This is a genomic window from Jeotgalibaca dankookensis (assembly GCF_002005405.1).
In the GTDB taxonomy this organism is placed as follows: Bacteria; Bacillota; Bacilli; order Lactobacillales; family Aerococcaceae; genus Jeotgalibaca; species Jeotgalibaca dankookensis.
On sequence record NZ_CP019728.1, the window covers coordinates 1,081,365 to 1,104,360 of the forward strand.

Annotated in this window: 19 protein-coding genes, 1 tRNA gene, 1 other RNA gene and 1 pseudogene; 1 reads left to right on the plus strand and 21 read right to left on the minus strand. The window is 38.1% G+C overall.

The window, feature by feature from the left end; translation table 11 throughout:
• Positions 1-288 precede the first annotated feature (288 nt).
• The 4 genes from BW727_RS05330 to BW727_RS05345 form a co-directional block, all read right to left on the minus strand.
• Positions 289-2,169: a heavy metal translocating P-type ATPase gene (locus tag BW727_RS05330; protein WP_062470300.1), complete on the minus strand. Its 1,881-nt coding sequence runs from the start codon at positions 2,167-2,169 to the stop codon at positions 289-291.
• Positions 2,170-2,225: 56 nt separating this feature from the next.
• The gene (locus BW727_RS05335; RefSeq protein WP_159443124.1) at positions 2,226-3,530 is read right to left on the minus strand and encodes an ISL3 family transposase; all 1,305 of its coding nucleotides are present in this window, start codon (positions 3,528-3,530) and stop codon (positions 2,226-2,228) included.
• 270 nt (positions 3,531-3,800) lie between these two features.
• Positions 3,801-4,013 carry a heavy-metal-associated domain-containing protein gene (locus BW727_RS05340; RefSeq protein ID WP_062467865.1) on the minus strand — a complete coding sequence of 71 codons (213 nt, stop codon included), beginning with the start codon at positions 4,011-4,013 and terminating at the stop codon, positions 3,801-3,803.
• 164 nt (positions 4,014-4,177) lie between these two features.
• Positions 4,178-4,489 carry a hypothetical protein gene (locus BW727_RS05345; protein ID WP_062467864.1) on the minus strand — a complete coding sequence of 104 codons (312 nt, stop codon included), beginning with the start codon at positions 4,487-4,489 and terminating at the stop codon, positions 4,178-4,180.
• 167 nt (positions 4,490-4,656) lie between these two features.
• Between BW727_RS05345 and BW727_RS10920 the strand changes: the two are divergent.
• Positions 4,657-5,241: pseudogene (locus tag BW727_RS10920) on the plus strand (site-specific integrase).
• A 520-nt stretch (positions 5,242-5,761) separates the two neighbouring features.
• Here BW727_RS10920 and ssrA read toward each other — a convergent pair.
• The 17 genes from ssrA to murA all read right to left on the minus strand — a co-directional run bounded on the left by ssrA (position 5,762) and on the right by murA (position 22,962).
• Positions 5,762-6,128, minus strand: a transfer-messenger RNA (tmRNA) gene (gene ssrA / locus BW727_RS05365).
• A gap of 71 nt (positions 6,129-6,199) precedes the next feature.
• The gene (locus tag BW727_RS05370) at positions 6,200-6,955 is read right to left on the minus strand and encodes a histidine phosphatase family protein (protein ID WP_077795769.1); all 756 of its coding nucleotides are present in this window, start codon (positions 6,953-6,955) and stop codon (positions 6,200-6,202) included.
• 18 nt (positions 6,956-6,973) lie between these two features.
• Positions 6,974-8,956 carry a fructose-bisphosphatase class III gene (locus BW727_RS05375; protein ID WP_062467860.1) on the minus strand — a complete coding sequence of 661 codons (1,983 nt, stop codon included), beginning with the start codon at positions 8,954-8,956 and terminating at the stop codon, positions 6,974-6,976.
• A gap of 80 nt (positions 8,957-9,036) precedes the next feature.
• A complete protein-coding gene (gene smpB / locus BW727_RS05380; RefSeq protein WP_062467859.1) occupies positions 9,037-9,495 on the minus strand; it encodes an SsrA-binding protein SmpB in 459 nt (152 codons plus the stop codon).
• Positions 9,496-9,512: 17 nt separating this feature from the next.
• Complete coding sequence (gene rnr, locus BW727_RS05385; RefSeq protein WP_062467858.1) at positions 9,513-11,852, minus strand: ribonuclease R; 2,340 nt, start codon at positions 11,850-11,852, stop codon at positions 9,513-9,515.
• Between the two features lie 3 nt (positions 11,853-11,855).
• The gene (locus BW727_RS05390; RefSeq protein WP_159443133.1) at positions 11,856-12,608 is read right to left on the minus strand and encodes an alpha/beta hydrolase; all 753 of its coding nucleotides are present in this window, start codon (positions 12,606-12,608) and stop codon (positions 11,856-11,858) included.
• A gap of 134 nt (positions 12,609-12,742) precedes the next feature.
• Positions 12,743-12,976, minus strand: coding sequence for a preprotein translocase subunit SecG (secG, locus tag BW727_RS05395; RefSeq protein ID WP_062467856.1), 234 nt, complete (start codon positions 12,974-12,976; stop codon positions 12,743-12,745).
• Between the two features lie 135 nt (positions 12,977-13,111).
• Positions 13,112-14,410 (minus strand): phosphopyruvate hydratase, encoded by a 1,299-nt coding sequence (gene eno / locus BW727_RS05400; protein ID WP_062467855.1) that lies wholly within the window; start codon positions 14,408-14,410, stop codon positions 13,112-13,114.
• Positions 14,411-14,504: 94 nt separating this feature from the next.
• Entirely contained in the window at positions 14,505-16,034 is a 1,530-nt protein-coding gene (gene gpmI / locus BW727_RS05405) for a 2,3-bisphosphoglycerate-independent phosphoglycerate mutase (protein ID WP_062467854.1), read from the minus strand.
• Entirely contained in the window at positions 16,034-16,789 is a 756-nt protein-coding gene (gene tpiA / locus BW727_RS05410) for a triose-phosphate isomerase (protein WP_062467853.1), read from the minus strand. The genes gpmI and tpiA overlap by 1 nt, the downstream gene beginning before the upstream one ends.
• Positions 16,790-16,811: 22 nt before the next feature.
• The gene (locus BW727_RS05415; protein ID WP_062467852.1) at positions 16,812-18,002 is read right to left on the minus strand and encodes a phosphoglycerate kinase; all 1,191 of its coding nucleotides are present in this window, start codon (positions 18,000-18,002) and stop codon (positions 16,812-16,814) included.
• Between the two features lie 78 nt (positions 18,003-18,080).
• A complete protein-coding gene (gene gap, locus BW727_RS05420) occupies positions 18,081-19,073 on the minus strand; it encodes a type I glyceraldehyde-3-phosphate dehydrogenase (RefSeq protein WP_062467851.1) in 993 nt (330 codons plus the stop codon).
• A gap of 45 nt (positions 19,074-19,118) precedes the next feature.
• Complete coding sequence (locus BW727_RS05425; protein WP_062467850.1) at positions 19,119-20,147, minus strand: sugar-binding transcriptional regulator; 1,029 nt, start codon at positions 20,145-20,147, stop codon at positions 19,119-19,121.
• 327 nt (positions 20,148-20,474) lie between these two features.
• The gene (clpP, locus tag BW727_RS05430) at positions 20,475-21,068 is read right to left on the minus strand and encodes an ATP-dependent Clp endopeptidase proteolytic subunit ClpP (RefSeq protein ID WP_062467849.1); all 594 of its coding nucleotides are present in this window, start codon (positions 21,066-21,068) and stop codon (positions 20,475-20,477) included.
• A gap of 169 nt (positions 21,069-21,237) precedes the next feature.
• A tRNA-Arg gene (locus tag BW727_RS05435) sits at positions 21,238-21,309 on the minus strand.
• Positions 21,310-21,409: 100 nt separating this feature from the next.
• Positions 21,410-21,592, minus strand: coding sequence for a DNA-directed RNA polymerase subunit beta (locus BW727_RS05440; RefSeq protein WP_062467848.1), 183 nt, complete (start codon positions 21,590-21,592; stop codon positions 21,410-21,412).
• 59 nt (positions 21,593-21,651) lie between these two features.
• A complete protein-coding gene (gene murA, locus BW727_RS05445; protein WP_062467847.1) occupies positions 21,652-22,962 on the minus strand; it encodes a UDP-N-acetylglucosamine 1-carboxyvinyltransferase in 1,311 nt (436 codons plus the stop codon).
• Between the last annotated feature and the right edge of the window lie 34 nt (positions 22,963-22,996).

Genomic DNA, 22,996 nt, shown 5'->3' on the forward strand with positions numbered 1-22,996 from the left:
GAATTTTTATTTATTATTTATTATTTATTCATTCGATTTACCTTATTGACATCTATAGTATATTAGCTATTCAAGCTTTTAATCTTGATCTACATCAATTTAACGAGGTATTTTGTATTTCAATATTTTCATTTCTTACCTCTTATGCATCTATTCTAATCGAAGACTAGATAGATTGAATTGATGTAGATCAAGAATTAGTATTAATCTCCTAATTGTTTCTGAAATTTGTTCGATTATATTATATTGGAAATTCTACCGTAATCTATTTAGTTTTTATTGTATTTTTTATGCATGAACCTCTTTTGCGTTCGCCGTTTCTACATCAGTTCCTTTGAGTCTGTAGCGCAATAGTCTCATACCGTTTAAGATAACGACTAGGATACTTCCTTCGTGTACTAACATACCAATTGACATGTTCATCCAGTCTGAGAAGAAAACGGCTGCTAGAAGAACAAGTACAGTACCTACTGCAATGACAATATTTTGTTTCATATTATTGGCGGTTGCTTTAGTTAAGCCTAAAGCGTGAGGCAAGCGGCTCATATTTGAGTTCATTAAAACGACATCAGAAGTTTCAATAGCGACGTCTGTTCCGCTACCCATTGCGATTCCAATATCCGCAAGGGCTAATGAAGGACTATCGTTTACTCCATCACCAACGAATGCGACAATTTGACCCTGAGCTTGGAGTTCTTTGAGGTAGTCTGCCTTATCTTCTGGCAGTAAGTTTCCATGGGCTTCTGTTAATCCTAATTCTTCAGCGACTAAATCAACAGTACCTTGGTTATCTCCTGATAGTACGATTAAGTTCTTAACACCTAAAGCTTTCATCGCTTGTAAATCTTGTTTAATCCCTGGGCGAATTTGGTCACGAATCCCCATTAGAGCTTTCAACTCACCATCGACTACTGTAATAACTAATGAGTTTCCACCTTTTTCGTAGGCTTCAAAATCTTCACGAGCTTCTTTTGTTAATTGGATATTTTCTTTTTCCATTAAAGCTACGTTTCCTATTGCAACGCGGTGGCCATCGACTTCTGCGACGATTCCTCCACCTTTTACAACGTTTGTTTCATCTACTGGATACATTTCAATATCGCCTAACTGTGAAAGAACCGCTTTTGCGAGTGGGTGATCCGATTCATTCTCGACACTTGCCAGATAGCTTAGTGCTTGATCTGCATCCCCATAGGTTTTAAATTCGGCAACTTCTGGGTTACCTACAGTTAGAGTTCCTGTTTTATCAAATAGAATCGTATCAACTTTACTAAAGTCTTGAATTACTTCTGAACCTTTTAATAATACACCATTTTTTGCACCATTTCCGATACCAGCTACGTTAGAAACAGGTACTCCAATGACTAATGCACCTGGGCATCCGAGTACTAGTATTGTAATGGCCAACTCGACATTTTGACTAAAAATCCACACGATAAACGCTAAGACTAAGACGGCTGGTGTATACCACTGCGAGAACTGGTCAATAAAGCGTTCAGCTTCTGATTTTGAATCTTGAGCTTCTTCAACAAGCTCAATAATTTTACCGAAAGTTGTATCTTCTCCTACACGGTCTGCACGAATTTGTAGGGTTCCATTTTCTAAAATTGTACCTGCGAAGACTTCTGAATCTGTTTCTTTTCGAACCGGATCCGCTTCACCAGTGATTGATGCTTCGTTAATGTGACCTTCACCAATAACAACCGTTCCATCAACTGGAACTTTTCCACCTGTACGGACTTGTAGGATATCGCCTTCGTCAACATCCCATACATCAACTTCTTCAAATTCACCATTTTCCATTTGTTTAAAAGCTACTTCTGGTGCCATTTCTGTCAATTCTTTAATCGCTGAACGAGTAGAGTTCAATGTGCGAGCCTCTAACCAGCTACCGAATAAGAATAAGAACGTTACGATAGCTGACTCTTCATAGTTTTGAATGAGGAAAGCACCGATTACTGCGATGGTTACTAACACATCAATTGAAATTACTTTTACCTTTAAAGCCCCAAAAGCTTGAATGGCGATTGGTGCCACCCCTAAAATAGATGCGATAATGAATGCGATATTAAAAACTTGTGTGTTTCCAAAACCAAAGTGTGCAATAAATCCTATAACGATTAAAATTCGGCTCTTTGTCAAGAAGTGTTGATAGTGTATTTTTACGATTGAATGAAGTTTAAAATTCACAATCTATGAAGCAGTAGCTGGGAACCGAACGGTTCCTAAGCTGCTGTTTTTATTTCTAGCAATTTATATTCTATAAAGATGCGGTTACGGAAATTAGAAAAGTTACGATAACCATAGGCTGCCCGCTTAATAACCTTGATTTTGTTATTGATTCCTTCCACTAAGCCGTTCGAGTAATCATAGTTCAGTGCGTTGATAATTGCTTTTTCGGATTGACGGAATGTCTTCAAAGCCTGGTCCATTTTGACCGTCAGCCCCTGTTGTTTTTCATGAACGAAAGAGCTGAACAGCTTTGGTTTCCGGTGATTAACCGTGAAGATGATGGTTTGGTAGGCGTTATAATTAAGGCGCAACCCCTCGTCCAAAGAGAGGAGATAGTCAATGATTCCCCTCTCCGTCACGAGACCCTTAAAAAGCCGGTGATAACGGTATTCGGTGCTATTCAATGTCTCTTCCTTTTTCAGGATTAATTTCCAGTATTTTTTCAGCTTCCTGTAATCTCGATTAGCCTTTAAGTCTTTCGATTTCTTCAGGGTATTCATAAAACTGACACGTGCCATATTGAGAGCTCGGTTCACCTGTGTGACAATGTGAAAACGATCAATGATCAACTCTGCCTGAGGAAAGAGGGCCTGAAACAGTTTTTGATAAGGACCGTAAAGGTCTACTACCACCGTCTTGACCTTCGCTCGTTGTTCTTGTGGAAAACGCATAAAGTAATCCATGATTGATTTGTTACGGCGATCTTCAAGAATATCAAAAATTTTCTTGTTGTCGGAATCACAAATAATCAGGCTCATTGCCCCCTCAGCGCTTTTTACGCTCTTAAATTCATCAATCGCCAAGTTCTCAGGAAGATGGGTATAGACTTGGCGGAATGTATCATAAAAATCTCCAAAAACCCTTTTGACGGTGTTATTGGAAACACGGTGTTCAAGCGCAAGATCCTTTTCAGATATGTTCCTCGTCCCTTGGACGGCGATAGAACGCTTCACATCATTCGTGATATGGCAACGTTTTTTTACGATACACGTTTCCGCAATAAACGTTTGACCACATTCCCGGCATAAGAATCGTTGTTTCTTCAGTTCCAAGTAGGTGGGACATCCCGCCATATCGAGGAGTAGAGGATGAGTCAGTTTTGTCCCATTTTTGACTATCGATCCCTCATTTACGCAGCCGCAGCACTTACAAGCCTCTGGTGTATAGGTCAGCTTGGCGGAGATGATTTTGCAATGCAGGCCATTTCTAACTTCTTCCTTCAGCCAATCCTTATCCATCACTTTAATATTTTTATCTTTTATTCCTAGCAGATTTAATATAGAATGTTTATGAGACAAATGAATTTCCTCCCTAAAATAAAGACTCGATACCTTCATTTTAACGGAAAAATTCATTTGTCTCTTTGTGTTTTCACAAAAGGGCCATGGGCCCATCAACACTTAATATTCTAGAACCTAAAATTCCTGAGATAAGTGTGATTTTATTTTTACTGCTTAATATTTTTTGCTGAAAACCCATTTCTTTCTCCTCCTAGTTTGTACTTGTTGACTACAGTATACCCTGCGCTTTTTCATTTAAAATTGACCCCAATCAACTTTCATACGTTATTATATTTTCTTTGCTGAATATCCAATCTCTTCAATCTTATGAAGAATTTCTTCCTCTGATATTTTATTGTCTTCAAATACTACTCTTGCTTTGCTTCTATCAAATAAAATTTTTATTGTTTCTATCCCCGTTAATTCATTTACATTGTCTATGATTTTTTGCATACAAGATGGACAGTTCAATTTTTCTAATTGAAACGTTATCGTCGTCATCTTCTCTCTCCTTTATTTTTTTAGTCATTACTCTGAATGTTTTGATTACACAGTTAGTATAGACCGAATATTTTGTTTGCGAATTGATTTATATCAATCTTTTACATTCATTTAAACATTCGAATAAAAAATCACTATCCGTTAAGATAGCGACTCTTTTTCTTTTATGCACCATGTTCATCTTGTAGAATCTCAAGTTTTTGAAGGACAGTATCTATACTATTGGGATCTAAATTCGAATCATCAAATTCCGCTCCATGCCCTTGAATCAGCATATTTAATTTCGGCTGCAAGCCAGTAATATCATGCGCTGCTTCTGGTATCTCACAGTTATGCGCGACTAACAAAGCGTCTGCTTTTTCGTGAAAAGTATCTAAAGAGTCTAAAGCCATATTAGAATCATCAAATGTTACACCATGGTCTTCCAGTAAAAAATTTAATTTTCTATTTATGTCATTTGCTATATTTTTGTCCATTTCTATAAATCCTCCGCATTTGTATTTTTGTTACATCTACAGTCTACAAGAGATAACCGCTGTAATAATTGATGCGTATCAATAAACTGTGTTATTATTAGAAATACTTTGAATGTATAGACACCGTTCTAAAACAAAATTTAAATTTGAATATAACTAAAGATACAATGGCTGAAAATTTAGATGTAAACGGATATACGTACTTTAGGATATTATCGTACAGCGGTGCTCGAAAATCAGAAATACTAGCTCTTAAATGGTCGGATATTGATTTTGATACATCTACACTCAACATTAGTAAAACACTTACTAGGGGCTTAAATAATAAGATTATCATGCAACCTACGAAGACGGTGAACGGTCGAAGAGTGATTGATATGGATTATGACTCTATGAAGCTTTTAAAGCTGTGGAAGATGTATCAGGCTCAATTCATGCTGAAACTTGGATTTAATACCAATACACACGATCAGAATGCTTTTGCGAATACTAGAAATAATTTCTATTCAATTAATGTTTCCAATGACCGTATGAGAAATGTGCAAAAGCGTAATGGTCTTAAATAAATTACAGTTCATGGGTTACGACACACGTATAGTAGTATCCTCTTCTCTATGGGAGCTTCAATAAAAGATGTACAGGCTCGCCTAGGACACACAGATATTCAAACAACAATGAACATCTATGCTCATGTTACAAAAGAAGAGAAGAAGGACACAGCAGATAAGTTTGCGAAGTTTATGGAGCATTAATGACTAGTTATAAAATATTAAATAAAGGAGACGTCTTATGGACTTGATACAACGAGCAATAGAGCTCAGATGGCCTGTATTACTATTCGAACTTATTTTTTTAATTGGGGGAATTTTGCTTATAGTTAGCGGAAGAAAAATACGTAAACAAAGCAAAATCTCATCCTTACTCAATATGATTATAGGTTTAGTAATTGCACTGGTTTCGATATACACTTTGTATTGGACAATTATGCTTGGTTATAATTCTTAATCACCTGATTTTTTAAAAAAATCGTCCATGAACGTTGTTATGACAGTGATTCCGGAAAGTTTTAACGAGCAACTATGCACCAACCAACTTGAAATTATCTTAGAAACGCCGTCTCAACAGACAAATCAAAAACCATTACCCTTTTTCGAGTAGTAATGGAAATGGTAGTGGTTGGTAATGGTTTATAGCATTTACTAGCAAAGTTCAGAAATTAAAAAAGGCTTCCCACCAGCCTTTAGAAGCTGGTGGGAAACCTTAGTAAAGCTATAATGGAGGTGAGGGGAGTTGAACCCCTGTCCAAACATATCGGCACTTCCAAATCTACGCTCATAGTTAAATTATTTAGTTTTCGCCAGATGCTAGCCATTTAACCGGCATCACAACAAGCTAATCTGATTAGTCTCTTCCGATTCCTCCAGATGGAAAGTCACGGCGTAGTCCACTGATTATGGGACCCTTACTTGAGCACATGGACGATGCCAAGAGGATCTTAGCTAGCTGTTATTAAGCAGCGAAAGCTAAAGTATTATTGTTTGTTTTGTCAGTTATATTTAACTGTAACGTTTTAACGTAGACGTAACCTACGGAGCGCATCAAAAGCTCGACCTATGCCTGTCGAATCCGTAACACCCCCTAAATAAAGGGTAAGTCTCATGGACTACTCTTTATTATACAGGTTTCTAGTAAAAATTCAAGTCCTTACGCTTAAGGGAGTAAGGCATCATCCAAATCAATATCCGTTGGTAATACTTTATGAACTTCCGGTTCTTCTTCATCTTCATAACCAAAGTCCGGAACAAAGTGGTCAATGCTATTGAATTTTTCTAAATGATAAAACCCGTCATAGTAACTGACCGCAGATATACTAGCATTATCTAAATGACGTCCAATTTTAAATTCGGGAATCAAGGCATGAATAATATTTCGAATGGTAATACCATGAGAGACAATCAAAATATTGCGCCCTGTTTCACGGTGCTCATTGATCAATTGGATTAGTCCTTTTTCAACGCGCATCCAAAAGGTCATATAGTCTTCTGCTTCATGGTAAGGGTCCATCTTCTTCATACCGTCTAATTCTTTCATTAGTATACGGTCATCTAAGAGATCTGGTCCGTCTTCGTAACCTAAAAAGGTCCACAAATCTTCCCACGTTTCCCGAGCATCAAGTCCTTCAAATGATCCAAAGAAAATCTCACGAAACTCTGGCATTGCCTTGACTGGTGGGGTATCTTTGTGTTCATTTTCTCGTAGAATAATTTGAGCTGTCTCAAATGTTCTTCGTAAATCACTACAATAAACAGCATCGAATTTTAGATTGGCTAAACCTGCTCCACTACGCGCAACGTCTCTTCTGCCACGCGGTGTTAACGGCGTATCCGCCCAACCTTGCATCCGATTATATTTATTTAAATACGTTTCTCCGTGACGCATAAAATAAAATGTGACTCCTTTTGACATGTGACACCTCTCAATTCGTTATTTCTTTATTCTCTCAACTAATATACCATCCTGGTATGCTTCTAGCAAATCTTGTAAGTCGTTGACACGATTCGTCAACCGTGCCCCTACATCTGTTTCACGGACGAGTTTCCGTTTTAATTCTTTATCAACGATTCTTCTTGTTGAAACGATATCAATCTCGTTCGCTACCGCATCTTCCACTGAAGTAAAGGGTTGATGGGAAACCAACTGCATCCCATAAGAATTATATAAAAGCGTATAGCCGGCTAGTCCTGTCGTTGGCTGGTAGGCTTTGGAAAATCCACCATCGATTACAATGAGCTTACCGTCTGCTTTTAGTGGATCCTCTCCATGGCGTTCTTGAACAGGCGTGTGACCATTAACAATATGACCTTTTTGAGGATCGAGACCAAACTCTTCTAAAATCTGATTGCACACTTGAAGGTTATCACGTTCTTTATAATAGGTATTTTTCTTTTCTTTATGAGTTGTTTTATCAGAAACATATAACCGCTCAAAAGTAGTCATCTTATCTTTTCCAAACAACGAAGATGCCTCACCTTCCCACTGATACCAAATATAATCTAAATAGCGTTGATAACTGAGTCCACGGTGCCGATTTAAATAGCCTTTACGCAAAATATCTTCGTATTTATCTAATAAGGCTTTACCTTTATAATTTTTTTTATTGATTGTCATCTCCATAAAACTCAAGTCTTCATTTAAAGGAACACACCCATGAAATAGCAAGTTATCATTATAAGTCAGATACATGGACCCTTTACTATAGAGAAACTGGATATGTTTATGGAGGCGCTCGCTATTTAAGAACCCCTCTGTTAAGCGCGCAACGACAATCTCCTCTTCTTTTGTTAATTCGTAAGGATTAGCAGGATCAATGGTTGGAAAATAATCACAAATTAAGGGGTAATCTTTGCCATCAATGGTAATTGTACCCTTATCATGATTGATTTTATCGAGTAACAAGCGCTCGGTCATGTTAAATTCGGGCTGACGTTGAATGATTTGCCCTTCTAACTTGAACTGGATAATGGAAATGGCTTGATTCATCTTAGCGATTTGACGGATTTCTTCTGGATAAATTTTTTCTTCGGAATCAGGATCAATCTTAGGTAAAAAAGGTTGGTAACGATCTTCTGGGTAATTCATCTCAGAAAATAACATCAGAGATCGTAACGAGATGCCATAAGCATCTTCAATTATTTCTAAATTATTGTAGCGAGCAGATATGCGAATCACATTTGCCATACAAGCAGGTGAGCCACTTGCAGCTCCCATCCATAAGACATCATGATTACCCCATTGAATATCTAACTCATGTCCGTCCATTAAGGTATCAATGATTTTATCAGGTGCCGGACCACGGTCATAGATATCTCCGACGACATGAATATGGTCGACTACTAAGCGCTGAATGACATAGGCAAATGCGACAATGAGCTGCTTACCACGGTCCAGTGAGATAACGGTTTTGATAATTTTATCATAATAGTCATCTTTATTTGAAGTGGTGTTATCTTTAAAAAGCAGTTCTTCAATAATATAAGCATAATCAGGCGGTAAAGACTTTCTAACTTTGGAACGTGTGTATTTAGAAACAACAAAAGCACATAACTCCGTTATACGAGTTGTGGTCAACATATAAAACTCTTCAATCTCTTCAGGTGTTTCTAACTCGGAAACAATCAAGCTGATTTTTTTATTTGGGTAATAGACAATCGTAGCCAGTTGATTCATTTCTTTAGTGCTAAGGCGGCCTTGAAATATTTCTTTAATTTTTTCTTTGATGTTTCCAGAGCCATTCCGTAACACGTGTTGAACAGCTTCATACTCACCGTGTAAATCACTAATAAAATGTTCCGTTGCTTTGGGTAAATTCATAATCGCTTCTAAATTTATAATCTCGGTTACGGTTTCCGCAATCGTTGGGTACTCTTTTGATAGCAAGCTGAGATACTTTTCTTTTTCAACAACCAACCTGATCACCTCTTATGAAATGGTTTGATTCACTATAGACGAAAAGAGGAGAAGTAGCTTTAGCTACTATCCTCCCCTCTTTATCTTACTTTCATGGCACGATCAATCTCACGTTTCATATCTTTTTGTTTTAGAGACTGACGCTTGTCGTACTGTTTTTTCCCCTTGGCGACACCAATTAAAACTTTAGCGAAGCCATTTTTAAGGTAGACTTTTAATGGCACAATGGTTGTTCCTTGGGTCTTCACTTCGTTCGCTAACAGATTAATTTGTTTTTTGTGTAGTAGCAATTTCCGAGATCGAAGCGGATCATGGTTAAAGATGTTTCCTTGTTCATAAGGGCTAATGTGAACATTTTGCAGTAAAGCCTCTCCACCATGAATGGAGACATAGCCATCTCGTAATGTCATTTTACCGTTACGAATAGATTTAATTTCGGTTCCTTTTAAAACAATCCCTGCTTCAAAAGTGTCTAAAATTGTATACTCGTGACGCGCTTGTCTGTTTTGTGCTAATACGTTCCCTTCTTTTTTTGCCATGTTCCCAACCTCAATTTCTATTTACGTTTCTTTTTTACGGTTTTTTTCTTGCCAGAATAGCGGTTATCTTTTGATTTTTTTTGGCTTGGTTTCTTGCCAAACTTTTGGTTCTTGCTACTCGCTTTTGATTTTGGTTTATTTGTTTTTTTAGTTTGTTTTGCTTTCATTTCTTGGTCATAAACATCTAAATCCGTATCTTCTACAAGGGCAAAGTCAATTTCGCGTGTATCCACATTTGCTTTGGTTACTTCAATTTTGACTTTTTGTCCGATTCTGAAAACAATTCCTGTTCTTTCTCCTAATAATACCATATGACTTTCAATAAAGTTAAAGTAATCTTGATTCATATTTGAAATATGTACCAAACCTTCAACCGTATTTTCTAATTCTACAAAGATACCAAATTTTGTTACGGAAGAAATAACTCCTTCAAATTGCATGCCAACCTTATCAACCATAAATTCAGTCTTCTTCAAGGCATCCGTTTCACGTTCTGCATCAACAGCACGGCGTTCGGTAACCGAACTTTGAATAGCAATATCCGGTAATTTACCTTCCCATTTTTCCTTTTTAGTCGCTATATTTCCCTCTGAGTATTCACGTATTAAACGGTGAACAATCAAGTCAGGATAACGGCGAATAGGTGAAGTAAAGTGTGTATAATCTTGAGCTGCCAGACCATAGTGCCCAACTGGACTCATATCATATTTTGCTTGTTTCATAGAACGCAATAAGAAAGTTGAAACAACAGCATCATATGGTTCGCCTTCTGTTTGTCTAAGAACGTTTTGTAATTGTTTTGGTTTGATGTTTTCATTAGTTCCTTTTACCATAATCCCAAAAGTCGTTACAAATTCCATAAAGCGCAACATTTTGGCTGGATCAGGTTGTTCATGAATTCGGTAAATAAAGGGTAACTTCTTACTATCGTAATTAGCCGCAATGGTCTCATTTGCTGAAAGCATAAAGGATTCAATTAAGCGTTCCCCGATTCCCCGTGTCACAGTCACAATATCTAACGGATGACCTTCTTCATCAACTAAGATTTTGGATTCGGTCGTATCAAAGTCAATGGCTCCTCGCTTGCGACGTTTTGCTTCTAATACTTTATGGAGTTTTCCCATCCCGTCTAGCATTTCAACATAATCCGCATATTGCTCCATTAACTCTGGATCACGATCTTCTAAAATACCATTCACTGCTAAATAGGTGAAGCGTTCACTTGAATTGATAATACTTGGGAAAATATCATAATTAATGACTTGGCCGTTGCCATCCATTTCCATCACACAAGACATGGCAAGACGATCCTCATGTGGAAGCAGCGAACAAACACCATTTGATAATTTTTGTGGCAACATTGGTACCACACGGTCGGTCAGGTAGACACTGGTCCCACGCTCATAAGCTTCACGGTCAATCGGTGAGTTTTCAGTCACATAGTAAGAAACATCAGCAATATGGACGCCTAATTGGTAGTGGCTGTTTTCTAGTTTCTTAAAAGAAATGGCATCATCTAAATCTTTTGCGTCTGCCCCATCGATGGTAATGACTTTCTCATGACGTAAATCCACGCGTTTAGCAATTTCTTCTTCAGGAATATCAAAAGAAATTTCTTCTGCTTGTTGGATGGCATCTTGAGGGAACTCCGTTGGGATTCCAAGTTTATACAGGATAGATAAAATATCAACCCCCGGTGCATTTTTGTGTCCAATTTCCTTGGTTACAAACCCTGTCATAGCAACCGGTTTTTCAGGCGTTGGATAGGTATCTACTTCTAAGAGTACAATACTACCTTCAACTGGATGCAAGCCTTGTGGTAGCACGTATGCGACCATATGACTAATCTTTTTGTCTTCAGGTACGACGTAACCTAAGAAACCTGTTTCTTCCCGGCGATTTGAGTCGTAAGGGAAAAACTCACCGACAACGCGGCTTCTACTTCTGGTAATAATCTGAACAACTTTACCTTCTGGTCCTTTGCTATTCCAAGGCTCAGGTTTTCCAGTAATTTTTACTTCAACTGTATCGCCTTCCATAGCGCTACCCGTTGATTCTTTAGAGATATAAATATCGTCCTCATCAGAATCGTAATCAACAAACCCAAAGCCACGATCGTTCGCTCGAAAAGTTCCGACAATGGTACTTGCTTCACCTTTCAGACGGAATTGTCCTTGTTTATTTAAAACGATTTGACCAGACTCTTCTAAGTTAGCAATTGCTTTTACTAGCTCTTTAAATTTTTTTGACTCTTCGTACTTGAGTGAAACACTTAATTGTTTCACCGAATAGCTATCTGGTTGATTTTTTTTCAAAAAATCTAAAACTTCTGACTGCATGTCATTTGTTTTACTCATTCTTTATCCTTCTTTCCAATTTAATTTATTTAAAAATGCTATAACTGTCGTTTCAAAAGATTCTCGGTTTGGACCAACGGTTATCACATGGGTTAATTCTGGAAACTCATGATAAGTAACCTCTGTGTAAGGCATTAAAGCTTCTTTTAATATTTGACCATTTGCTGGATCAATTAGCTCATCATTTCCAGAAGAAGCGATGTAATAAGGGACGTTGATTTGATTTAAATCCTCGGCTACCTTTTTTGAAAATTCAGCTATTTCTTCTAATTGTTGGGTCCTTTTTGTTTTAATACGCGGAATACTATCTTGGATGCGTGCATCTGGCACACCCATTCGTTTGTTAAACGAACGATACAAGCTTATAAATGTTTCAGGTAAGCGCGTTTTGCCAATGTGATGGATGGGCGAGTTAAATGATCCCCCACCTATATAATCGCCAACTTCTAACGCCCGCGTTGCCATTATTCCACCCATCGAGAGGCCCATTACTGCGATTTCTTCATAGCCTTTTTCTTTTAAAAATCTAGTTGCTTCCACTACGTCTGCAAACCACTTATCAGGACTACCCTCATCTAAAATATCTTCGAATCGCTCACTCGCATGTCCCCTGAACTGGGGTGCATAAACGGTATAATTGTGTCGTTGTAATTCTCGTCCGAGTAAGCGCACATCATTGGCACTTCCTGTATAAGCATGTAAAAGCAAAACCGCTCGTGGTCCAGCTTCAAACAAAAAAGATTCTGGTAACTTCATTTTTCTCACAGTACTCCACCTCATCATTGAATAATCTAACTCTATTGTACGTTAAGATAGCCAAATATCCAAAGAGAGTGCAAATAAGAATAAAAAGAGGCTGGGAACTTTTGTCCCAGCCTCCCATATCTTGATTAGTTTGAAGATAAGTATGCAAGTGCCATCGCAAGAATGATAAATGCTGCACCAAGTAACGCTGCAACTCTTCTAAGTCCTGCTTCAAATCCTCTTGCCTTCTGTTTTCCAAAAAGTGCTTCTGCTCCACCGCTCAATGCGCTTGCCGCATTAGTTTTAGATGGTAACATCAAAACTGTAATAATTAGCAAAATTGATACGATGATAAGTGCGATTAATAAGACCTCGTACAATGGTGGACCTCCTTTAAATACTACTGTTAACTATAGCATAAATTTATTTAATATTCTACAATTTATAGCGGTATTCTTTACTTTGCAAACAAAAACCCCTCGTCCACAAAAGACGAGGGGTTGAGTAACGAAAGATTATTTGTTTTCTAGGTTATAGAAAGCTGATAGACCTTCGTAAACTGCTAGTTCACCTAATTGATCTTCGATACGTAACAATTGGTTGTATTTCGCAATACGGTCAGTACGGCTCAATGAACCTGTCTTAATTTGACCAGCATTTGTTGCAACAGCAATATCAGCAATAGTTGAATCTTCTGTTTCACCTGAACGGTGAGATACAACAGCTGTATAGCCAGCTTTTTTAGCCATTTCAATTGCTTCAAATGTTTCTGTTAAAGTACCGATTTGGTTAACTTTTACCAAGATTGAGTTACCAATGTGTTGTTTGATTCCTTTAGCCAAAATTTCAGTGTTTGTAACGAACAAGTCGTCACCAACGATTTGAACTTTTGATCCAAGACGGTCTGTCAATAGTTTCCAGCCATCCCAGTCATTTTGGTCCATGCCGTCTTCAATAGAAATAATTGGGTATTTAGAAACCAATTCTTCTAAGTAGTTAACTTGTTCTTCAGCGTTACGTTTTGCTCCGCCTTCACCTTCGAATTTAGAGTAGTCATATACGCCGTCTTCATAGAATTCAGAAGCTGCACAGTCGAAACCTAAGTATACATCTTTACCTGGCTCTAGACCAACTGCTTTAATTGCTTCAAGAATTGTTTCAACACCGTCTTCTGTTCCTTCAAAACGTGGTGCAAATCCACCTTCATCACCAACAGAAGTTTCTAATCCACGTTCTTTTAGAATTGCTTTCAATGCGTGGAAAATTTCTGCTCCCCAACGAAGTGCTTCTTTGAATGATGGTGCTCCAGCTGGAATAACCATGAATTCTTGGAAAGCAATCGGTGCGTCAGAGTGAGAACCACCATTAATGATATTCATCATTGGAGTTGGCAATACTTTCGCATTGAATCCACCTAGATATTGGTATAGTGGTGCATCTAGGTAATCTGCTGCTGCACGTGCAACTGCAATTGAAACTCCTAAAATAGCGTTAGCTCCTAATTTACCTTTGTTAGGTGTACCATCTAATTCAATCATTGTTCTGTCAATTGCAAGTTGGTCTCTAACATCAAAACCAATAATAGCTTCTGCAATTAAGTCAACGTTTTCGACAGCTTTTTGAACACCTTTACCTAAGTAACGATCTTTGTCTCCGTCACGTAATTCTACAGCTTCGTGCTCGCCAGTAGATGCTCCAGAAGGAACCATACCGCGTCCAAATGCGCCTGTTTCTGTGTAAACCTCTACCTCAATAGTTGGGTTACCTCTTGAATCAAGTACTTCTCTAGCCAAAATATCTGTAATGAATGGCATTCTATTCTCTCCTTTTTGAAAACAATTTTTATGTTTTACATATTAATTTTAGACAATTACCTTAGTAATTGCAACAAAATCTTCTAGTCGTTGCTTATTTAACGATTAAAGACGAACCTGTCATATCTTCTGGTTTTTCAATATCTAGCAGTTCAAGCATCGTAGGTGCAATGTCAGCTAACTTCCCATCTTTGCGAAGTGTGACACCCTTTTTCGTCACAATAACCGGAACGGGTACTGTTGTGTGAGCTGTGTGTGGTTTTCCTTCAGGCGTGATCATTGTATCTGCATTCCCATGATCAGCAAAAATAATTGCATAACCATCATGTGCTAAGATATTATCAACGACTTTTCCTAAGTTTTCATCCACTGCCTCAATCGCCTTAATGGTTGGTTCTAACATTCCTGAGTGACCCACCATATCCGGATTAGCAAAGTTTAAGATAATGGCATCGTACTTATCTTCATCAATTGCTGCATTCAGTGCGTCACCTACTTCATAGGCACTCATTTCAGGTTTTAAATCATAAGTAGCTACTTTTGGTGAAGGAATTAAAATTCGGTCTTCACCTTCAAACGGCTCATGTTTACCACCATTCATAAAGAAGGTAACATGCGGATATTTTTCGGTTTCCGCGATATGCAATTGTGTTTTTCCTTCCTTACTTAGAACTTCAGCTACAACATTTTTCAATGGAATAGGCGGGAAAGCGACATCTGCAACAACAGACTCTTGATAAAGGGTCATGGTCACAAATTTAACATTATTCGGAGTTGCACCACGATCAAATTCTGAAAATTGTAAGTTTGTAAAGGCGTTTGACATTTGAATCGCACGGTCCGGACGGAAGTTAAAGAAGATGACAGCGTCATTATCTTTAATAGTTCCAACAGGTTGACCATCCTTTACAATGACACTTGGTAAAACAAACTCATCGGTAATGCCATTGGCATAGCTATCTGCAATAACTTCTTGAGCCGTATTAAACATTTTCCCTTGACCATGAACAATGGCATTATAAGCCAATTCAACACGCTCCCAGCGATTGTCACGGTCCATTGCATAATAACGACCTGAAACCGATGCAATTTCTCCTAAACCGACTTCTGCCATTTTGTTTTCAACTGCTTCGATGTAGCCAGGTGCGGCGTGAGGATCCACGTCACGGCCATCTAAGAAAGCATGTAAATAAAGTTTTTTAACACCTTTTTTACTAGCACTTTCAATTAAAGCAAAAACGTGTTGCAACTGACTATGCACACCACCATCTGAAACAAGTCCAAATAGATGTAAGGCAGAGTCGTTACCAGCGGCATGGTTATAGGCTCCGACTAATGCTTCGTTAGTTAAGTATTCACCATCTTCAATCGCTTTATCAATACGTGTCAAACTTTGGTAAACCACGCGTCCTGCACCAATATTGGTGTGTCCAACTTCTGAATTACCCATTTGACCTTCTGGAAGACCAACAGCTAAACCTGAAGCAGCAAGTGTTGCATGAGGATATGAATTCCAATAGCGGTCAAAATTAGGTTTTTTTGCTTGTGCAACCGCATTTCCCATCACTTCACTGCGACAACCGAAGCCATCAAGAATAATAATTGCTACGGGTTTCTTCTTCATTATTTTACTGCCTCCAATAATTTCAAGAAAGATTCTGGTTCTAGACTTGCGCCACCTACTAATGCGCCGTCAATGTTGTCTTTGGCCATATATTCTGCAATATTTTCAGGTTTTACACTACCGCCATATTGGATACGTACCGCATCAGAAACCGCACGGTTGTAAAGATCCGCTACTGTTTCGCGAACGACACCACAGGTCTCATCGGCTTCTTCTGCTGAAGATGATTTCCCTGTTCCGATTGCCCAAATTGGCTCGTATGCAATAACTAGATTAGATACTTGTCCTTCTGTTAAATCTTTCAAAGCATTTGTAATTTGTCCTTTAATCCATTCAGCAGTTTCACCAGCTTCACGTTGTTCGAGTGTTTCACCACAACATACGATTGGTGTCATTCCATTACGGAAAACAGCATGAACTTTCTTATTGACATCTTCGTCTGTTTCATGAAAGTATTCTCTTCTTTCAGAGTGTCCGAGAATCACGTAATCAACGCCTAATTCTCCTAAAGCATATGGACTTACTTCACCTGTAAACGCACCAGAATCTTCAAAATAACTATTTTGAGCAGCTACTTTTAATTCAGTACCTTTTGTATCTTCAACCATTTTTTCTAAAAATAAAGTTGGAGCTCCCACTACAGAATCCACATTGTCATTACTTGGAATCTTATTTTTTACAGCTTCAATAAAAGCATGTGCTTCTTCAGCTGTTTTATTCATTTTCCAGTTACCTGCAATAATTGGTTTACGCATATTTCTCCTCCTAGTTTTACTATTATTTATCAGAAATTGAAGCTACACCTGGTAAGGTTTTACCTTCTAGATACTCTAGAGATGCACCACCACCGGTAGAAATATGAGTAAAGTCATCTGCATAGCCTAGTTGCATTGCTGCTGCTGCTGAATCGCCACCACCGATAACTGTGATTGCATCGTCAAGTTTCGCGATTGCTTCGCAAACACCAATTGTTCCTTTAGCAAAGTTTTCAAGTTCAAAAACGCCCATTGGTCCGTTCCAGACAACTGTTTTTGCACCTTCTAGCTCTTTAGCAAAAAGTTCAACTGTTTTTGGTCCAATATCTAACGCTTCCATATCAGCTGGAATATCATCTATAGACACAACGCCTTCTAATCCTTCATTACTGAATGATGACGCAATGGTTGCATCTACTGGTAAGATCAACTTATCGCCAGCACGCGCCATTAAGTCTTTAGCAAGATCAATTTTGTCTTCTTCGAGAAGTGAATGACCAATTTCTTTTCCTTGGGCTTTCAAGAATGTATAAGCCATTCCGCCACCGATAATGATTTTATCTGCTTTTTCAAGTAGATTCTCGATAACACCAATTTTGTCACTTACCTTTGCGCCACCTAAGATTGCTACAAATGGACGCGCTGGTTCGTCAACTGCTCCACCGATGAATTTGATCTCTTTGTCCATCAAGAAGCCTGCTGCTGTTTCTAAGTTTGATGAAATTCCTACGTTAGAAGCATGCTCACGGTGAGCTGTACCAAATGCATCATTCACAAACAAATCACCGAGACTAGCCCAATACTTACCGAGTTCTGGATCATTTTTACTTTCTTTTTTGCCATCAATATCTTCAAAACGCGTATTTTCAAATACTAATACATCGCCTTTTTCCATAGAATCGATAGCAGATTCAAGTTCTTCACCGCGTGTTTCGGCTACAAACTTCACTTCTTTATTTAATAGTTCACCCAAACGTGTTGCAACAGGACGAAGGCTCAAAGAAGCCTTGTCTGCTTCTGTTTTAACTTTACCTAAGTGTGAAAACAGAATAACTTTGGCATTATTCTCAATTAAATATTCGATAGTTGGTAAGGCTTGAACGATACGGTTATCATTCGTGATCGCTCCGTCTTTCATTGGTACATTAAAATCCGCACGAAGGAGTACTTTTTTTCCTGAAACATCTAAGTCTGTAACTACTTTCTTTGTCATATGAGAACCTCCACTCAAATTTATAAAAAAAAGCAGGAAGCGCGTCGCTTCCCGCCTATTTTACGAGTACATTCAAAATTATTTTGCAGCCATATAAGCTAGTGTACTTACCATGTTTGCAACGAAACCATACTCGTTGTCATACCATGCTACAGTTTTAACCAATTGGCCATTTTCACCTTCGATGATTTTTGTTTGTGTTGCATCGAAGATAGAACCAGCTGGAACACCAATAACGTCAGAAGATACAATTTCATCTGTTTCATATAGGAATGCATCAGATGAAGCTTCTTTCATTGCTGCATTGATTTCTTCAACAGAAGTTTCTTTTGAAAGTACTGTATAAAGTTCAACCATTGAACCAGTAATAACTGGAATACGTACAGCAGTTCCATCAATTTTACCGTTCAATTCTGGAATTACTTTGCCTACTGCTTTAGCTGCACCAGTTGATGCTGGAATAGCATTTGCTGCACCAGCACGGTTTTTACGTCCGCCTGGAGAGTCTTGTAGAGCTTGAGTTGCAGTGTATGCATGAATTGTAGACATCAGTGCACTTTCAATTCCAAATTTGTTGTTTAATGTGTTAGCAAGAGGTGCTAAACAGTTTGTTGTACATGATGCTGCAGAAACAATTTTATCTTCTGCTGAAATTTCTTCATGGTTAACACCATAAACGATTGTTTTTAGATCGCCTGAAGCTGGTGCAGAGATAAGAACGCGTTTTGCGCCTGCATCAAGGTGCGCTTGTGATTTTTCTTCACTAACGTAGAATCCTGTACATTCTAGGACAATATCAATTCCAAGGTCTCCCCATGGTAATTTGCTCGCATCTTTTTCTTCGTAAGATTTGATTGTTTTACCATCTACAACTAGGTCGTCACCTTCAACTGATATAGAGTATGGGAAACGTCCTTGTGCTGTATCATATTTTAGTAGATAAGCTAAGTCTTCGTTACTTGTTAAGTCGTTAATTGCTACAACTTCCATACCTGTATTTGATTCTAGAATACGACGAAGTGCTAAACGTCCAATACGTCCGAAACCATTAATCGCTACTTTTACTGTCATGTTTAAAAAATCCTCCTTCAGGATAATTAATTTATTTTAAAGGGTTTACCCTTTTAAAATCAAGTTAGCTGCACCTTCATCTGTCACTAACCATGTATGATCAGGTGCAATGTGTGAAAAAGCTTTAATTGCGTTACTTTTTGAACTTCCCCCTGCGATAGCTATGGCATAAGGGATTCGAGCAACGTCTTCAATTTGCAAGCCAAATCGTGATAATCGATGGACAATTTTACCTTGTTTATCAAAATAGCATCCGAACGCTTCACCAACTGCTTGCTTGGCAATCAATTCATTCTTTAAATCATCTGCCAGTTTTCTTCGTTCCATCATAATCTTAGCATTTCCGACACTATATAACAAACAATTCGCTTGCTTCATCATATCTAAAGTATGACGAATAGTCGGTTCGTCTTTAAGAAGATTAAGAACTGCTTCACTCAAATTATCGGGTACAAACAAAGCGGTATTAGCGCCGCCCGTTTTCTGAGCCATCAAATCACTAATGGAGTTAGCTTGGATAGACATTAAGTCTCCTAACCCTCCCCTAGCTGGAACAAAGGTAAAGTGCCTGTTATCAGAAAGTTCAAAGGTCATATTCTCAGCCATTGCGGCTAAAGAACTTCCTCCCGTTACTGCGACAACAAACTCACCTTCCGGCAAGAGTTCATTAAACATCCGAGCCGCTTGGATTCCTAATTCGTTTAAAACGGATAAAGATAAATCGCTATCACCCGGTACAATACGACAGAATTGGATATTTAACTTCTTAGCAAGCGTCTCTTCTTTTAAATCCATCTTCATTAATCTTTCTAGAATACCTTCCATTTGATTAAAGACTTGTTTGCCTTTTGATGTCAACGACATGCCGGATTTAGAGCTGAATAACAAACCCTGACTTCTCAAGAAGCTTGTTTCAGTTCGAAGCGTTCGTTCTGAAAGGTTCATTACTTCCGACAGCGCACGTCTACCAATTGGTTGGTGTAAAGAGATAACTTCCAAAATACGATAGCGGCTATTTAAAACAGCTAGCATGTCTGGAATAATATTTTGTAGAACAGAAATGGTATCTTTCATAATCAATCCTCAATTCTAGGTGTAGGTCCATAAATGGCCAACCAACCATAAAAGATTCGACTATCGTATAGCTTTTAAAACTATTCACTCAATAAAAAGTAAAATAGTAATATATGCCTTTGCCCTACTACAGACATTGTACCAACATAAGAAAAAATTTACAACTATTTTAGCACTTTTTTCTAAAAATCATTGCAAAACGTAGTAGGTCTTATAATGTCCCACATAACAAAGTTTAGCGCAGAAGGTTGTGAAGCGCTTTCAATTTAATCTTAAATAAAAGAGGTCAGCCTATTAAAGGTTAACCTCTCTTGTGAAAATATTTTATTAATGTAAATTTTTAGAACTTTCCATCACTTTATCAACAATACCGTATTCTTTGGCTTGTTGCGCAGTCATATAGTTATCACGATCTGTGTCTCTTTCAATAACTTCTAGCGGTTGACCTGTTCGTTCAGCTAAAATTTTATTGAGACGTTCACGTGTGGCTAAAATATGACGAGCAGCAATTTCAATTTCAGTCGCTTGTCCTTGTGCTCCACCTAACGGTTGGTGAATCATAATTTCAGCGTTTGGTAATGCAAAGCGTTTGCCTTTAGTTCCTGCTGTAAGCAAGAAGCTACCCATTGACGCTGCCATCCCCATTGCAATTGTTTGGACATCAGCTTTAACAAAGTTCATGGTGTCGTAGATTGCTAGTCCTGCAGAAACAGATCCGCCTGGAGAATTGATATAAATATAAATATCTTTTTCTGGATCTTGTGCATCTAGAAATAAGAGTTGTGCAATAACTGAGTTTGCCACATTATCGTCAATAGGACCACTCAGCATAATAATACGGTCTTTTAATAAACGTGAATAAATATCATAAGCACGTTCGCCACGAGATGATTGTTCAATTACTGTAGGTATTAGATTCATTTAAGTTCCTCCTGAATTTAAAATAATTTACTTTACAAAATAAATTGTACCCCATTGGTCAATAAAGGTCAATGATAATGCTTAGAATGTGTTTACCAATTCTTTATAGCAATCTGGATAAAAACCCCCGCTCTAGTAGATTAGAACGAGGGTTTAACTCTGCTTATAACGTCGCCTGAGGGAATCGAACCCCCATTGTAAGAACCGGAATCTTACGTGATATCCATTACACTAAGGCGACAAGAGTACTGCTATTATACCACTAAACTATAGGTGGGAGCAATACTTTTATTCATCTACTTCTTTTTAAAGTCTAATTAAATAAGAATTCCACTCAACTGCTACTGACTGATGTAATCGGTAATATGGTGCCACGTTTCAGGCTTGAAAATGTCAAACGTACTCTGTCCACCTACCACACCATAACCAATCATTAAGCCGACAGCAAACAGAACGACTGCTAGTACTATAAATAATGCAATCCAAAAGAGTGCTCTAAATATAGGTTTCGAGTTGAATTTCATAGGAAACGTCCTTTACGATTAATTTATTTGAAAATATCTTTATGGTCGTAACTATTCGTTTATACGAATAAAGCATCTAACTCTTTAGCAGAGAGAGCTTTCTCGGAATCTTCGTTGATACGCTCAACGTCGGCTCCTAAATTACGAAGCTTTTTATCAAACTCATAATAACCACGATCCAAATGTTCTAAAGCAGTTACACGGGTATAGCCTTCTGAGACAAGACCTGCAATAATTAAAGCTGCAGCGGCACGTAAATCTGTTGCTGCTACTTCTGCTCCTTGAAGTTCAGAGTTTCCATAGAGTAAAACTGTTTGACCATCGATTTTAAAGTTGGCATTCATACGACGCATTTCTTCTAAATGCATAAACCGATTTTCAAAAACTGTTTCAGTCATGGTGCTAGTTCCTTGAGAAACAAGTTGTGCAATTGTCATTTGTGCTTGCATATCAGTAGGGAAACCTGGATGTGGCATCGTTTTAACGTCTGTGGCTTTTAGTTGTTCTGGACCGATAATCCGCAAACCATTTGCTTCTTCTTCGATACGAACGCCCATCTCTTTTAGTTTAGAAATAAGTGGTTTGTTGTGTTCAGAAATAGCATCTTCAATTAATATATTACCATTGGTTACAGCAGCTGCAACCATAAATGTTCCCGTTTCAATCCGATCAGGAATGATTGAATGCGTTGTTCCTACCATTTCTTCTACGCCTTCGATACGAATCGTTTCTGTACCGGCACCATAAACTTTAGCACCCATATCATTTAGGAATCTTGCTAAGTCCACAATTTCTGGTTCACGTGCAACGTTTTCTAAAATGGTTGTTCCTTCGGCTTGCACCGCACCCATCATCAAGTTTTGTGTTGCGCCAACGCTTGGGAAGTCGAGGTAAATGCGTGCACCCTTTAGTTTATCAGCATATGCTTCAACAAAGCCATTTTCAATTTTTATGGTTGCTCCCATTGCTTCAAAACCTTTTAGGTGAAGGTCTATTGGACGTGTTCCAATCGCACATCCTCCAGGTAAAGCTACTTTTGCTTTACCTAACCGAGCTAGTAAAGGACCCATAACTACAATCGAGGCACGCATTTTACTAACATACTCGAATGGGGTTTCCCAGCTAACATCTCCAGTTGCATCTGCTACAAAGACATTACTTGCTTCATCAAACTCTACATCAATATTAATATTATTTAGTACGTTTTTAATAGTATAAACATCTGATAATACCGGTACATTTTTAAGAACCGTTCTACCTTTAGATGCTAGGATTGTTGCAGCAACGATAGGCAATACAGCATTTTTGGCACCTTCTGCTTTTACTGTTCCTACGAGTCGGTTGCCACCTCTAACAATCATTTTTTCCATTATGTTATCCCTCCGAAATTGTTTTACCTGTGAG